A 13,333-nucleotide genomic window follows, 5' to 3' on the forward strand; every position below is an offset into this window, starting at 1 on the left:
GGCGAGGCCGGATTCCTACCAGGGTCCGTACGCGAGGTAACGCGTGTACCCCTCGGACTCGGCCCTGGCCACGTCCGCGTCCCTCGCCTGCGGACCGGGTGACGAGTCTGTCGCGACGTCGGTCTGCCACGCGGCACCGCCCACGTCCGGCAGCGACATGTCGAAGCTCCGCCAGAGCCATGCCCACGCGGCGGCGGTGCGAAAGCGCCCGCCGTCGGTGTCGGTCGCCACCCCCACCCCAGCCGCGATGCCCGATCCATCCGTCACCGAGCTCACCGGACCGCCTTCACTGCAGGCCGCCGCGAGGCACCCCATGCGAAACGCACCCCGGTCAGCTCCTGTGAAAGCTGCCACAGCCGGATCTGCTCGACCTCGTCGCGCGCGGACCGACTGGAGCGCGCGGGCACTGCCCCGCCACTACATTCCGCCAGCCCCACCGGGCCGAGGTAGGAGCCACCGTCGACGAGCGGATCCGTGGCGGCCCGCAGTGAGGGAAGCGCCGCTCCGGCCGGGTCCTGCGCCAGCCACCGCAGGGCGGCCAAGCTCACTGGCCTCAGCCAGGGCGGCGCGCCGCGGTGCCACAGACCGGTGGGGGACAGGCCGGGGTGCGCGGCCACCGAGACGGTCTCTGCCCCGGAATCGGCCAGCCGACGCTGCAACTCCTGGGCGAACATCAGATTCGCGAGCTTGGAGCGGCCGTACGCCACGACCGATCGATGTCCCGCCGTCGCGTGTGACTCCTCCGGTCGCGCCCCGCGCAGCGCCAGCCGGTGCGCCAGGCTCGACACGGTCACCACACGCGAGCCGGGGACCTCGCGCATGAGACCCAACAGCAGGCCGGTCAGGGCAAAGTGCCCGAGGTGGTTGACGCCGAGATGCGCTTCGAAGCCGTCCCGCGTATGCGCGTACGGAGGGAACATCACGCCTGCGTTGTTCACGAGTAGGTCCAGCCGGTCAACGCGGCTGTGTACCTGCGCGGCCGTCTCCCGTACGGAGGCCAGCGATGCCAGATCGAGCCGGACCACTTCCGCGAGGCCGCCGATGCGGGCCGCGGCCGCGATCCCGCGCTCGATGTCGCGGCAGGCGAGGACGACCCGCGCTCCGCGGGCCGCGAGCACCCGGGCCGTTTCCAGGCCGAGACCGCCGGAAGCGCCGGTGATCAGCACGGTCCTGCCGCGTTGATCGGGTACATCTGCCGTGGACCACACCACGTCACACCCTCCTTGGTCGGACGGACGACGGGCGTCAGGCGGCGGCGCCGTACCCGTGGTTGACGATCAGGTCGGCGGCGAAGTCGTAGAACGCCGGGTCCGAGGGCACCTCGGTGGCCAGGCCGTTCACATAGCGGTTGAACATCGCGAACGCGGCCGCGATCAGCACCGTGTCGTGGATCTCGGCGTCACCGGCCCCGGCGGCGCGGGCCGCCGCGATCGCCTCGTCGGAGACCGGGCGCGCCGCGGCCTGCACCTCGGCAGCCACCGCCAGCAGCGTCTTCAGCAGCGGGCTGACCGGCGCGGACGCCGGGTCGGCGAGGACCGCCGCGACCAGGTCCTTGCCGCCGTCCAGCTGGGCCGCCGCGAAGGCGCTGTGCGAAGCGGAGCAGAACCGGGTGCAGTTGAGCTCCGAGACGTACGCGGCGATCAGCTCCCGCTCACCGCGGGTCAGCGGCGACTCACCGCTGCGCAGCAGGGTCTCCGCCAGCTGAGAGAGCACCGCCCCCGTGTCCGGGCGCTGGGCCATCAGGCCGCTGATACCGGGAAGGTCGTTGTTGATCTCGATCTCGCGGCACGTGGACGTCCTTGGCTGTCGACGGGGCTGACGGTTGCGCACATCGTCCACACGCCCGCACGGACCGGCCAACTTCCAGATTGCGCTGTCGAATGCGCTCGGTCGGAGGCGAGTTCCGCATTCGAGAAGAAGCGCCGGGCCGCCCACTATTCCAAGAATGGGGGCGTGGCAAGAGACACCTCGCCCGACGGCGAGACTTCGGCAGCTGACCGAAGCGTCGCAGGCATCTCCGAGGGTGCTCAGGGCGCTCCGGGGCCCGCCAGTTCCCACCCGGGCAATTCGGCGGAGCGGGCCAGCGCCCGCCGGCACACGGCGCGGCAGCGGGCCACCGCGCTCGCCGCGTCCGGGGCGATCAGGAAGGCCACCCCCCGCGCTCCGGAGCGCGCGGGGTGCACCCGCAGGTGCTCCACGCCGTCGTCGCTCCCGCAGGCCTCCCACAGCGCACGCAGCAACGCGTCCGCGGGCACGTCCGGAGCGCCGCGCGGCTTGGTGAGGGTGAAGGAGACGAGGTGCACACACCGACTATGCCGTAGCCGGGCCGCCGGACCCCAGGGCGCGGCGCCGTCACATCCGTGCCACGGCACGGATGTGACCCCGGCGGCTTTCCGGAGCACGACCACTTCGCACGACACTTCGGGGGAACACTGATGCTGCGCGTACTGGGACTGGACGCCGGGACGGAGTCCGTCTACCGGCTCATGCTGGAACACCCCTCCTGGGGCGTGGACGCCCTCGCCGAGGCGCTGGGCGCGGCCAGAGCGGACGTCCTGACCGCCCTGGACCGGCTCGCGGACCTCGCACTGCTGCGCGCGGCGGCAGACACCGAGCCCGACGCCGGCTCCGACGACGACGACGCCGGCTCCGACGGCACCCGCGGCCCCACCACCTTGCGCCCGGTCCCGCCCCAGACCGGCCTCGCGGCGCTCCTCGCCCGGCGCGAGGAGGAACTGCGCCGCACCCAGCTCGAAGTGGACGCCACCCGCGCGGCGGTCGCCGACCTGCTCGCCGACTACACCGCGCAGGGCAGGGAGAGCGCCACCGGCGCGGTGGAACGCTTCACCGGACCCGACGCGGTCCGCCGCTGCCTGGAGCACCTCACCCTGCACGCCGCCGCCGACCTACGCGTCTTCGCCCCGACCGGCACCGGCGAGAACGCCGCGTGGGAGCTCGACGTCCCCCTGTACGAGGACCGGATCGCCCAAGGCGTCCGCGTCCGGGTGCTCCACCTCGACAGCACGGCCGGCTCCCCCGAACGCCGCCGCGCGATGCGCAGGCTGGCGCAGGCGGGAGCCGAGATCCGCACCGTGCCCTCGCTGCCCCTGCACATGAGCATCGCCGACGGGGAGAGCGCCCTCCTGTCGACGTCCGCGCACACCACCCGGCAGGGCGCGGTCCTCATCCGGGAGCCCAGTGCCCTGGTCGGCCTGCACGCCCCGTTCTCCGACCTCTGGGACGAGGGCACGTCGCCCGCCGCGGCGGCGAACGAGGCCGGGGAAGCCGCGGACTACTCGGCCCAGGAGCGCGCCCTGCTGCGCTTCCTGGCCGACGGCCTCACCGACGAGGCGGTCGCCCGCAAGCTCGGCATCTCCCCGCGCAGCCGAACGCCGCACGATCTCCGGCCTGTCGGAGCGCTTCGGCGCGCACAGCCGCTTCCAGCTCGGACTCCAGGCCGCCCAGCGCGGTCTGCTGTGACCGCCCCGCGTGACACGAAAATGCCAGGGGAATTCCATGCCAGCAGAAAGGCATGACAACCGGCTGACAGGCATGCCAAGATCGATTTCAGAACGAACCGGAAAGCAGCGAAAGCTGCTCGAAGGTCTTGCTGAAGCCCCCCTTCGGTAACACCGCTGAATTTCTCTCAGCGCACCTCTCACGCAAAGGAATGGTCATCATGGAGAACGAGAAGAACCTGGTCATGGAGACCGTCCTCGAAGACTCGACAACTTCGACTTCGAGGCCGAGTTCGGCCCGCGCCAGGACGTCGGCCACCCGTGAGGCCAGCTTCGTCACGCGGCCGGTCGTCCGAAAAGACACCGGCCGCGTAGGCCTATTTACCCTGAATTTCCCGGATCGGTGACCTTGATGAGCAGTCAGACCAGTCGGACGACGACCATCGACATACAGAAGTGGAAGGCGTTCGCGGCCGCGCAGGCCCCGGACTTCACCGGCACGTCCTTCCTGTCCGCGCTCGTCACCGACCCCGGCCACGTCAGCCGGCTGATCGACGACAGCCTGCGCACCGCCACCCACAGCGCCCCCGGCGACCTGCGGCTGCGCGCTTTCCGGCCCGGCGCCTTCGACTACATGCTCACCAAGCGGTTCATCGACTCACCCCTCGCCCCGGACGAGAGCGCCGTCGCCTGGCGCGCCCGCACCGCCGACAGCCGCGAGGCGTGCCTGGCCGTCAACGACATCTCCTCCTGGAGCCTGCCGCTCGCCGAATGGGTCGCCGCCCTCGTACGGGAAATCGTCTCCGAGGGAATCCACGAACTCCCCTCCGGCACCGATGTGTACACGTTCGTCGCCGACTCCGGCTGGACACCGTTCGGAATCCACAAGGACTCGGAACCCTCGCTCATCTTCCACCTCGGCCCCGCGCCCAAGGAAGTATGGGTCTGGCAGGAGAACCCCTTCGACGCCTCCGGGATCACCCCGAGCCCGTCCTTCGGGCACATCACCTTCGACATCGAGCCGCACCTCGCGTCAGCCGAGCACCACCTGCTCCAGCCGGGCGATTTCCTGTGCATACCGAAGGACACGTACCACGTGTTCCGCAACCTCGGCCCCTCCGCTTTCCTCGGCCTCACCCTCTACCCGGTGAAGAGCCGCCCCCTCATCACCGAGGCACTGTGGCGCTCGGCCCCCGCGGGCAACGGACCCGCCCCCGCCGCCTACCCCACCGGCCAGGAGATCGCCGACCGCGCCCACGCCCTCTTCGAGCAGCCGGCCGGCTGCGACGCCCCGCTCGCCGACCGCGTCCGCGACGAACTCACCCTCGGCCAGCTCAGGCTGCGCACCACCGGCTACCTGAGCCGCCCGCACTCAGCGGCCCTGCCCGGCGACGACCCCGCCGACGGAGCCCCGCTGCGCTGGGCCCACCCCGGCGTCGTCGCCGCGACCCGCACCGGCTCCGGCCCGGCCCTCCTCGTACGCGGCCGCTCCCTGCCCGTCCCCGAGGGCCTCGACTTCACCGCCGTCGAGCGGGCCACCCACTCCGAGAGGCCGTTCACCCTCGCCGAACTCGGCGAAGCGCTCCCGGACGGCCTCGACGACGCCTCCCGCACCACGCTCGCCCGCAAGCTCCACGCCCTGGGGGCGGTGACGGCGCCATGACCGGCTTCGACGCCTACGCCTACGCGCAGCGCCTGCTGACCGCCCTCGGCGAGCCAGGCACCCTCCCCCCGGCCTCCGGGGTGCGCCTGTACGAGGCGCCCGCAGGGCCGGCGAACTCACCGGCCGGCCAGGCGGACGCCCCCGCCGAGACCCTGCTGGCCGGAGTCTGGTCCGCGCTCGCCCGCCCCGGGGCCCTCGCCACCAACTTCCGCCTCGTCGAGTCGGGCCGCCAGGTCGACCGCAGCCGCTGGATGCGCTCGCGCGTCGGCGACGGCGAGGTCCTGCACACCGCGCTCGTCCCCGCGTACCTGCACAGCGCCATCGAGCGCGGCGCCACCCTCGTCATCAGCCACCTCGAAGCCCTCGACGAGCACGTGATGCTCCTGTGCGAGGCCATCGAGTACCAGCTGCACGCCCGCGCCTGGGTCAACTGCTACATCACCGCGGGCGACACCTCCGCCTTCGACGTCCACTCGGACGACCACGACGCGCTGATCCTGCAACTGCTGGGCCGCAAGCACTGGCAGGTCGATTCCCGCGTCGGCGCCCGCTCCCGCGACCCGGCCCCCGGCAGCCTGGACCACGTCCTGGAGCCCGGCACCTGCCTCTCCGTACCCCGCGACACCGCCCACCGCGTGTCCGGCACCGGCTGAGCTCACGGTCCACCTCACCATCGGCTACGAGCCCTTCGCCGACCTGCGCGAAGAGGCCCTCGCCGCCCAGGAACTCCTCGGCACCAGCGCCCCCGCCCCCGACCGCGAGTGGCTCGCCACCCGACTGGCCATGCGGCCCGACCGCCGCGCCGGCGCCTCCCTGCGCAGCGCCCTGACCGGCGAGGTCGGCGACTCCACCCGGATCCGCTGGGCGAGCCGCTTCCCGCCGAAGGTCCGTACCGCGGACGACCACCTCGTCGTCATCACCATGGGCCGCCGCTTCCGCCTCGACGGGCGCCCGGCCGCCACCGTCTCCCTCCTCCCGGGCGGCGGCGCCCTCAGCTGGCCCGACCTCGTCGCCCAGAGCGACCTGCCCGCCCCGGACCTGCACGCCCCGGTCCGCTTCGGCGCGCGCAACGACTTCCTCATCTGCGAAGGGTGACCGTGACCAGCACCATGCGGCTCAAGGACAAGACCGAGATCCTGCGGGAACGGCGCTTCGCGACGTTCTTCGCGGGCAACGTGGTCTCCAAGATCGGCGACGCGGCGGTCCCCGTCGCCTTCGCCCCTGGCCGCCTACCAGGTGTCCGGCTCCGCCTCGGGCATCACCTGGGTCCTGCTCTCCCTGTGGGGCGCCCGGTTCCTCATGGTCGCCTCCGGCGGCCGCGTCGCCGACCGGTACGACCGCATCAAGGTCATGATCGGCGCGGACGTCCTGCGCATCGTCGCCCAGGGCGCCCTGGCCCTGCTGTTCGCCGGACTGCTGCCCGTACAGAGCTGGCACCTGTGCCTGTCCGCGGCCCTCTACGGCGTCGGCACCGCCCTGTACAACCCGGCCCAGATCGGCCTGACACCCGAACTCGTCCCCGAGGAGCGGCTGCAGGACGCCAACGGCCTCCTGTCCCTCGTCGCCGACGTCGCCTTCCTCCTCGGGCCCGTCCTGGCCGGCGTACTGATGAGCACCGTCGGCTTCAGCTGGGTCCTGTGGATCGACGTCGCCTCCTTCGCCGTCAACCTCGCCCTGTTGCTGCGCTCCGCCCGCATCCACACCCCCCCGGCCTCGCCGACCCGGGCCGCCGCCCCCCAGGACCCGGAGGACGCCGGGGACGAGGACGCCAGGTCCCGGGACACCCGCTTCCGCGCCGGCTTCGCGATCATGGCCCAGTACCCCTGGTTCGGCGTCGGCATGGCCCTGTGGTTCGTCGTCTCCCTCGGCATCGGGCTGACCGCCGTCGCCGGCCCCGTCATCGCCGTCGAATCCCTCGGCGGCCCCGGCGCCTGGTCCGTCCTCGCGACCTGCCTCGCCGTCGGCTCCCTGCTCGGATCCGTCACCGTGATCTCGGCGGCGAAACAGCACCCCTGGAAGGCCGCCGCGGTCGTCGTCGCCCTCGGCGCCGTCCTGCAGTTCACCGCCCTGACCATGCGCGACCACCTGTCGACGGCCGTCATCGGGATCTCGTTCGCGGTGTCCGCGCTGACCACCGCCGCTTGCGGCATCGTCTGGGACACCGCCTACCAGAGCGAGATCCCCGAGCGCTACCTCTCGCGCCTCGGCTCCATCGACAACTTCGTCAACGCCATCGGCGTCCCCATCGGCATGCTGCTCGGAGCCCTCTTCACCGCCCACTACGACGTGGTCTTCCTCGGGCTCTCCCTCCTCCTCGTGCTCCTCGGCATCCCCGCCGCCCGCCTCGCCGGCCGCGGCAGGAAGGCGACCGCATGAACCTCGACACCGTCCTCGACGCGCCCGCCAGCGGCCCCCGCGCCCACGTCCACTCCCGCGGCGACCGATTCGTCGTCATCGACGACCTGCTGCCCCCGGCGGACTTCGAGGAGACCACCGCCGCCTTCGCCGCCCTGCGCCCCAAGCCGGTCCTCTCCACCATCGACCCCGTCCACGACGGCTTCGCCTACCGCGGCGGCGAGGACAAACAACCCCTCACCGCCGCCCCCGACGCCCCGCGCTGCCAGCGCGCCGTCAAGGAACAGATCACCGCGCACCTGGACGTCCTCGGCGCCCGAACCGGCGACGACGGCCTCGCCCCTCACCCTCAGCGCCTGGACCTACCCCGCCGGCTCCCGGCTGAACTGGCACAACGACGCCGGCGCCGGCCGCATCGGCGCCTACGTCTACTTCGCCCACCAGACCTGGGACGCGAGCTGGGGCGGCGGCCTCGCCCTCATCGACGAGGAGTCCCGCGACGAGGCCGCCCACGGCGCCGCCCTCCTCCACACCCCGGTCCACCCCACGCTGATCCTGCCCCGCCCCAACCGCCTCGTCGTCTTCCGCGCCCGCACCATGCACTCCGTCCAACGCGTCGACCCCGCCGCGGGCGACCGGCCGCGCCGCACCTGGACCGGCTTCATCACCGAGGGAAACACCCATGACTGACACGCTCACCCCCCAGGCCGGCCTCGAACGCCTCGGTTGGAGCTCCCACGGACGAAGCCGACCGGAACGGGCACGGCGCCCCCGCCCGCGTGATCGTCAACCATGGCTCGATCTGCGAGGTCATGCTCGCCGGCGCCGACGGCCGCCTCGTCCACCACTCCGCGACCACCGCGCCCCACCTGCCCGCCACCCCCGTCGCCGGCGACTGGGTCGAACTCGGCGCCGACGGCCGCGTCCACGCCGTCGCCCCCCGCCGCGCCGTTCTCACCCGGGCCGGCGCCGCCGGCAGCGGACCCCAGGTGATGGCCGCCAACATCGACACCGTCCTGATGGTCGTCCCGCTCGACTCCGGCCTCAACGCCAGAATGGTCGAACGGCTCTCCGTCATGGGCTGGGAGAGCGGCGCCCAGCCCGTCCTCGTCCTCTCCAAAGCCGACCGCACCCACGACGAAGGCGCAGACGACACCGCCGCCGCCGAACTCCTCAGCCCCGGCGTCCCCGTCCTCCCCGTCAGCGTCCTGACCGGCCAGGGCCTGGACACCCTGCGCACCTGGCTCGGCCCCGGCACCACCACCGTGATGCTCGGCCCCTCCGGCGCCGGCAAGACCTCACTCCTCAACGCCCTCGAAGGCACCGACGAGGCGGTCACCGCCGTCGGCCGCGCCGGCGGCCGCCACACCACCACGACCCGCCGCCTGCACCTCCTCGCCTCCGGCGGAGTCCTCCTCGACATCCCCGGCATCCGCTCCCTGGAAGTGGCCGCGAGCCGCGGCGCCGTGGACGACGTCTTCGCCGACCTCGCCGCCTTCGCCCAGCTGTGCCAGTACGGCGACTGCGGCCACGACGGCGACGGCGGCTGCCGCCGTCGAAGAAGCCGTCCACACCGGCGACCTCCCCCACGCCCGCCTCGTCAACTGGCGCAAACTCCAAGGCGAGATCGCCTACCGCGAGCGCCGCGAGGACCCCACCGCCATGGCCGACATCCGCCGCCAGTGGAAAGCCGTCAGCAAGCAGGCCCGCCGCCCCCGTCGCGGCTGAACGCAACACCGCACGAAAGGAGTTGGCCGCACCACTCCACCCCACCAACGATGGCACCGAATACCACCTCCACCCAGCGAAGGAACAACCCGGTGCCGCACATCACGATTGCCGGCGACCTGCCCGGCATCAGAGGCCTGATGACCGACCACCCCGAGTCGGCCGCCCCGCTGAACGCCATCGCCGACGCGCTGCTGCGCGGCCCCTCCCCGCTGCCGCGCGGCGAACGCGAGCTGATCGCTACGTACGTCCCCGAGCTCAATCGCACCCGCTTCTGCTCCGACACCCACGGCGCGGCCGCCGCCGCCCAGCTCGACGGCGGGCCCGACCTCGTCAAGGCCGTCCAGCAGGACGCCGACACGGCGCCCCTGTCCCCGCTGCTGCGCGCGCGCTCCTGCGCATCGCGGCCGAGGTCCAGGCCGCGGCGCGCCCCGTCGCCGACGAGACCATCGCGGCGGCCCGCGCCGAAGGTGCCACCGACGACCACATCCACGACACCGTGCTCATCGCCGCGGCGTTCTGCATGTACAACCGCTACGTCAGCGGCCTCGCCACCAGCCTGCCCACCGAGCCCGGCTACTACGAGGAAGCGGGCCGCCGCATCACCACCCACGGCTACGCCCGCGCGGTCTGAGAGGCACCCCGACCATGTCCTCCACGTCCCCCAAGACCCGCACCCCCCGCCAGGCCCACCGCCGCGCGGTCACCGCCACCGTCGTCGGCAACTTCGTCGAGTCCTTCGACTGGCTGGGCTACGGACTCTTCGCCCAGCACCCCTGGCCGCCCGCTTCTTCCCCTCCAGCAACCCGGTCACCTCCCTGATCGGCGCGCTCACCGTCCTCGGCATCGGCGTCCTGGTGCGCCCCCTCGGCGGCATCCTCCTCGGACGCCTCGCCGACCGGCGCGGCCGCCGCCCCGCACTGATGATCGCCATCGCCCTGATGACCGCCGGATCGTTCCTCATCGGCGTCACCCCGACCTACGACCAGATCGGCATCCTCGCCCCGCTGATCCCGCTCCTTCGCCCGCCCCGGCCCAGGGCATCTCCTCCGGCGGCGAATGGCCCGCGGCAGCCGTCCTACCTCATGGAAATCGCCCCGAAAAAGCGCAAGTCCCTCTACGGCAGCCTCTTCTCCGTCACCACCTGCGCCGGCGCGTTCACCGCCTCCCTCCTCGGCGGCTCCCTGACCGGCGCCCTCGGCGCCGACGCCATGGCCTCCTGGGGCTGGCGCATCCCGTTCCTCGTCGGCGGCCTCTTCGGCGTCATCCTCCCCGTCCTGCGCCGCCAGCTCGCCGAGACCGAGGTCTTCCAGCGCGAGGCCAGCACCCGCGCCTCCCGCGGCTCGCTGCGCGAGGTCCTCGTCACCTACCGGCGCCAGGTACTGCTGTCCGTCCTGTTCATCTCCGGCATGGCCACCGTCGGCGGTACGTGGACCTCCGTCATCCCCGCCACGGGCCAGCGCATCGCCGCCCCGGGCCTGATGTTCTGGGTGGTTGTCTGCGCCACCTCCATCCTCATGGTGGTCAACGTCCCCATCGGCCTCCTCGCCGACAAGGTCGGCCCCCGGCGCTTCCTGCTCGGCGCGAGCGTCCTCTTCGCGATCACCGGCTCGTACACGTTCCTCACCATCGAGGGCACCTTCACGAGCCTGCTGCTCACCTACCTCAGCGGAACCGTGTACCTCGTGTGCGCGACGACCACGCTCCCCGGCATCCTCTCGGAACTCTTCCCGGCGGAACACGGCGCCCTCGGGCCTCGGCCTCCCCAACGCGGTCACCTCGGCCGTACTCGGCGGCATCGCCCCGCCGCTGGCCACCTACCTCGGCGACCACGGCGCCTCCGGCTGTTTCGTCGGCGGCGTGATGGTCTCGGTCCTCCTCACCCTCCCGGCGGTCCTCCTGGCCCTGCGCACCCCACCGCTCCCGGCCCCGGCCCTGAACCAGAACTCCCTGACCCTCACGAAGTAACGAAAGAAGCCCCGCCCGAAACCAGGGCGGGGCTCTTCTCACTCTCATCTCAGGCAGGCCGGCTGCTCTTCCCGTCCAGCCACAGGGTGTCCGACTCGTCCCGGTGCGACCCGGTCGTTCCGACGTGCTTCGAGTCGATCTTCGCCCCGTTCTTGAACACGTGCACCAGCGCCATCCCGTGCCCGCGCCCCAGACCGTAGTCCTGCTTGAGCCACTCCAGAACCGGCCCCGCCTTCGTCGCGGGCCCGTCGAACCCCCGCTCCTTCGCCAGCGCGATGAACTCCCGCGGCGTCAGACCGGTCTTGCTCTCGATGGTGTCCAGATAAGCCTGAAAAGACATGTGCTCTCTCCCGCTCCGTGATGGCTCGTCATCGGCTCACCCGTGCTGGAGCACAGTCCGCACCCCGGGCCCTGCCGCAACCACCCTGCCCCACCGCGCCCCCTTCCGCATCTTCCCAAATTGCTCTCCCGCCCCGAACCCCAACCGGCCCGACCGGCCTCGCGGCACCTCGAACAGCCAGGGCGTTGGTCGTGCAGACGATCCGGCGGATCTCGGCGTCGAACTGCAGGAACGGGACGAACTCAGCCCAGGCGTTCTCCCACAACCGGACGATCGCCGGGTATGTGCTCTCAGGCCGTGTCCGGTGGGTCAGGTGACGGGCGCGTTCCCGGATCGTTCTGTCCCCGGGGCGGGGAGGCGATCTGACAGACCTGGAGTGGGCTCGGCTGGAGCCGCACTTACCGAAGAACACAGGGCGGGGCGGGCGGTGGAAGAGTCATCGCGTGATCATCGACGGCATCTTCTTCCGGCAACGGACGGGCATCCCCTGGCGGGGATTTGCCTGAGCGTTTTGGGAGCTGGAAGACCGTGCATGACAGACACCGCCGCTGGTCAGCGGACGGCACGTGGGACGGGATACTTCAGGCCGTCTTGACCGAGGCTGATGCCGATGGCCGCGTCGACTGGTCCATGGTGGGCGTGGATTCGACGGTGTGCCGTGCACATCAACACGCGGCGGGCGCCCGCAAGGGGCCTCCACGGATTCCGGGCAGACGGGCCCGGCCTGCCCATCATCGGGGCGACGAGGGGCTGGGCCGTTCCCGAGGAGGGCTGACCACGAAGATCCACTTGGCAGGCGAAGGCGGTCGGCGGCCGCTGGCCATTTTGGTCACACCCGGTCAGGCTGGCGACGGGCCCCAGTTGATCCCTGTACTGGAGCGCATTCGCGTACCGCGTCCGGCCGGCGGCCATCCTCGCACTCGACCCGACCACCTGAGCGGGGACAAGGCGTACAGCTCCCGCCGCAACCGCCGTTACCTGCGTCGCCGACAGATCAAGCACACCATTCCCGAGCGCCGCGATCAGCGAGACCATCGACAGAAGCGTGGCAGCAGGGGAGGGAGACCTGCCGGCTTCGACCGGGTCAAGTACGTCCGCAGGAACGAGGTAGAACGAACGATTAATGGCCTCAAGGGATCACGCGCCGTGGCGACACGCTTCGACAAGCGCGTCTATGTCTTCCATGGCACGGTCACTGCCGCAACGATTCGGCTCTGGCTTCGTTGACGAGGCTCAGTCGAGAAGGCGCATCACATGCCCTGAGCCAGCAGCCCGTCCGCGGTGCCGAAAAGCAAAGGACTGTCCTTCCTCCAAGGCGGCAGGCCGTTCAAGCGTGATCGTCACGTCGCCCCGGTGGAGCGGATTCAAGACATCCAATTCCCCGGTAAGCGTCACGTCTCCCGCTACAGCGGCAGTGCCGAAGTGGAAGTGGAGTCGCTCACCAGTGCGCACTTCAGTACCACCGTGTTCCTCGGACAAGAGCGTGATGTCCGCGGCAAAACGGGCGTGTCCGCTGATTGAGCCAGGTGCCGCCAGCACCTGCCCCCGCTCCACCGCGCCGACTGCCGCCCCACGAATCAACAGGCCCACGTTCATGCCTGCACTCGCCTCGTCGACATACCGCCGAGAAGCTTCGATCTCTTCGACGGCGACGAGCGCGGTCCTACCGAAACCGACGATCTCCACCGCATCACCCTTACGAACCCGCCCGCGCTCGATCAGGCCGGCCAGCATGACCACCCTGCCCTGGTTCTGCCAGAAGAGATCTCCGATATGCATCAGGAACGGCCTGCCCGGTGCTTCCATCTGGGCTCCCTTCCC

Annotated in this window: 14 protein-coding genes and 5 pseudogenes; 11 read left to right on the forward strand and 8 right to left on the reverse strand. The window is 71.5% G+C overall.

Annotated elements, in window-relative coordinates; all coding sequences use genetic code 11:
• Positions 1-15: 15 nt before the first annotated feature.
• The 4 genes from EES41_RS40890 to EES41_RS42020 form a co-directional block, all read right to left on the reverse strand.
• A complete protein-coding gene (locus EES41_RS40890; RefSeq protein WP_216827333.1) occupies positions 16-267 on the reverse strand; it encodes a hypothetical protein in 252 nt (83 codons plus the stop codon).
• Between the two features lie 5 nt (positions 268-272).
• Entirely contained in the window at positions 273-1,211 is a 939-nt protein-coding gene (locus tag EES41_RS40895; RefSeq protein ID WP_123083569.1) for an oxidoreductase, read from the reverse strand.
• 34 nt (positions 1,212-1,245) lie between these two features.
• A complete protein-coding gene (locus EES41_RS40900) occupies positions 1,246-1,740 on the reverse strand; it encodes a carboxymuconolactone decarboxylase family protein (RefSeq protein WP_123083570.1) in 495 nt (164 codons plus the stop codon).
• Positions 1,741-2,027: 287 nt separating this feature from the next.
• On the reverse strand, positions 2,028-2,303 hold the full coding sequence (locus EES41_RS42020) for a hypothetical protein (RefSeq protein WP_037796772.1): 276 nt from the start codon (positions 2,301-2,303) through the stop codon (positions 2,028-2,030).
• 132 nt (positions 2,304-2,435) lie between these two features.
• Here EES41_RS42020 and EES41_RS44010 point away from each other — a divergent pair, with 132 nt between their 5' ends.
• Positions 2,436-3,536, forward strand: a complete 1,101-nt coding sequence (locus tag EES41_RS44010) for a hypothetical protein (protein ID WP_123083572.1) — start codon at positions 2,436-2,438, stop codon at positions 3,534-3,536.
• A 31-nt stretch (positions 3,537-3,567) separates the two neighbouring features.
• On the opposite strand, the gene EES41_RS40915 is transcribed toward EES41_RS44010, so the two are convergent.
• Positions 3,568-3,798: a hypothetical protein gene (locus EES41_RS40915; protein ID WP_164496255.1), complete on the reverse strand. Its 231-nt coding sequence runs from the start codon at positions 3,796-3,798 to the stop codon at positions 3,568-3,570.
• 72 nt (positions 3,799-3,870) lie between these two features.
• Here EES41_RS40915 and EES41_RS40920 point away from each other — a divergent pair, with 72 nt between their 5' ends.
• From EES41_RS40920 to EES41_RS43720, 9 genes and pseudogenes are all read left to right on the forward strand, one after another.
• Positions 3,871-5,121, forward strand: a complete 1,251-nt coding sequence (locus EES41_RS40920; RefSeq protein ID WP_123083574.1) for a hypothetical protein — start codon at positions 3,871-3,873, stop codon at positions 5,119-5,121.
• Positions 5,118-5,774 (forward strand): cupin domain-containing protein, encoded by a 657-nt coding sequence (locus EES41_RS40925; RefSeq protein ID WP_123083575.1) that lies wholly within the window; start codon positions 5,118-5,120, stop codon positions 5,772-5,774. Before EES41_RS40920 ends, EES41_RS40925 begins: the two co-directional genes overlap by 4 nt.
• 130 nt (positions 5,775-5,904) lie before the next feature.
• The gene (locus tag EES41_RS40930; protein ID WP_123083576.1) at positions 5,905-6,216 is read left to right on the forward strand and encodes a hypothetical protein; all 312 of its coding nucleotides are present in this window, start codon (positions 5,905-5,907) and stop codon (positions 6,214-6,216) included.
• Between the two features lie 141 nt (positions 6,217-6,357).
• Positions 6,358-7,497, forward strand: coding sequence for an MFS transporter (locus EES41_RS40935; RefSeq protein ID WP_164496256.1), 1,140 nt, complete (start codon positions 6,358-6,360; stop codon positions 7,495-7,497).
• Between the two features lie 342 nt (positions 7,498-7,839).
• A pseudogene (locus EES41_RS44370) lies at positions 7,840-8,166 on the forward strand (2OG-Fe(II) oxygenase); the annotation flags it as partial.
• A 122-nt stretch (positions 8,167-8,288) separates the two neighbouring features.
• A pseudogene (gene rsgA, locus EES41_RS40945) lies at positions 8,289-8,969 on the forward strand (GTPase RsgA); the annotation flags it as partial.
• Positions 8,970-9,296: 327 nt separating this feature from the next.
• Positions 9,297-9,838, forward strand: a pseudogene (locus EES41_RS40950) (carboxymuconolactone decarboxylase family protein).
• A gap of 14 nt (positions 9,839-9,852) precedes the next feature.
• Positions 9,853-10,026 carry a hypothetical protein gene (locus EES41_RS43715; RefSeq protein WP_254211975.1) on the forward strand — a complete coding sequence of 58 codons (174 nt, stop codon included), beginning with the start codon at positions 9,853-9,855 and terminating at the stop codon, positions 10,024-10,026.
• A 71-nt stretch (positions 10,027-10,097) separates the two neighbouring features.
• Positions 10,098-10,886, forward strand: a pseudogene (locus tag EES41_RS43720) (MFS transporter); the annotation flags it as partial.
• Between the two features lie 335 nt (positions 10,887-11,221).
• On the opposite strand, the gene EES41_RS40960 reads toward EES41_RS43720, so the two are convergent.
• Together EES41_RS40960 and EES41_RS40965 are read right to left on the reverse strand one after the other, a co-directional pair.
• Positions 11,222-11,512 (reverse strand): DUF4287 domain-containing protein, encoded by a 291-nt coding sequence (locus EES41_RS40960; protein WP_008744079.1) that lies wholly within the window; start codon positions 11,510-11,512, stop codon positions 11,222-11,224.
• Positions 11,513-11,693: 181 nt separating this feature from the next.
• A pseudogene (locus tag EES41_RS40965) lies at positions 11,694-11,795 on the reverse strand (transposase); the annotation flags it as partial.
• Positions 11,796-11,850: 55 nt separating this feature from the next.
• Between EES41_RS40965 and EES41_RS40970 the strand changes: the two are divergent.
• A protein-coding gene (locus tag EES41_RS40970) for an IS5 family transposase (RefSeq protein WP_123083579.1) occupies positions 11,851-12,739 on the forward strand; the annotation gives its coding sequence in 2 pieces (ribosomal slippage) (positions 11,851-12,006 and positions 12,008-12,739; 888 coding nt in all).
• 6 nt (positions 12,740-12,745) lie between these two features.
• Here the strand turns inward: EES41_RS40970 and EES41_RS40975 are convergent.
• Positions 12,746-13,318 carry an EF-Tu/IF-2/RF-3 family GTPase gene (locus tag EES41_RS40975; RefSeq protein ID WP_123083580.1) on the reverse strand — a complete coding sequence of 191 codons (573 nt, stop codon included), beginning with the start codon at positions 13,316-13,318 and terminating at the stop codon, positions 12,746-12,748.
• Between the last annotated feature and the right edge of the window lie 15 nt (positions 13,319-13,333).

This window comes from Streptomyces sp. ADI95-16 (genome assembly GCF_003721495.1).
GTDB classification, from domain to species: Bacteria; Actinomycetota; Actinomycetes; order Streptomycetales; family Streptomycetaceae; genus Streptomyces; species Streptomyces goshikiensis.

What these genes read in the sequence shown, in the direction of transcription:
- EES41_RS40930 (WP_123083576.1), top strand. Translation starts at nt 5,905, where the DNA reads ATGCGGCCCGACCGCCGCGCCGGCGCCTCCCTGCGCAGCGCCCTGACC.
- EES41_RS40960 (WP_008744079.1), bottom strand. Translation starts at nt 11,512, where the DNA reads ATGTCTTTTCAGGCTTATCTGGACACCATCGAGAGCAAGACCGGTCTG.
- EES41_RS40925 (WP_123083575.1), top strand. Translation starts at nt 5,118, where the DNA reads ATGACCGGCTTCGACGCCTACGCCTACGCGCAGCGCCTGCTGACCGCC.
- EES41_RS43715 (WP_254211975.1), top strand. Translation starts at nt 9,853, where the DNA reads ATGTCCTCCACGTCCCCCAAGACCCGCACCCCCCGCCAGGCCCACCGC.
- EES41_RS40900 (WP_123083570.1), bottom strand. Translation starts at nt 1,740, where the DNA reads ATGGCCCAGCGCCCGGACACGGGGGCGGTGCTCTCTCAGCTGGCGGAG.
- EES41_RS40920 (WP_123083574.1), top strand. Translation starts at nt 3,871, where the DNA reads ATGAGCAGTCAGACCAGTCGGACGACGACCATCGACATACAGAAGTGG.
- EES41_RS40975 (WP_123083580.1), bottom strand. Translation starts at nt 13,318, where the DNA reads ATGGAAGCACCGGGCAGGCCGTTCCTGATGCATATCGGAGATCTCTTC.
- EES41_RS44010 (WP_123083572.1), top strand. Translation starts at nt 2,436, where the DNA reads ATGCTGCGCGTACTGGGACTGGACGCCGGGACGGAGTCCGTCTACCGG.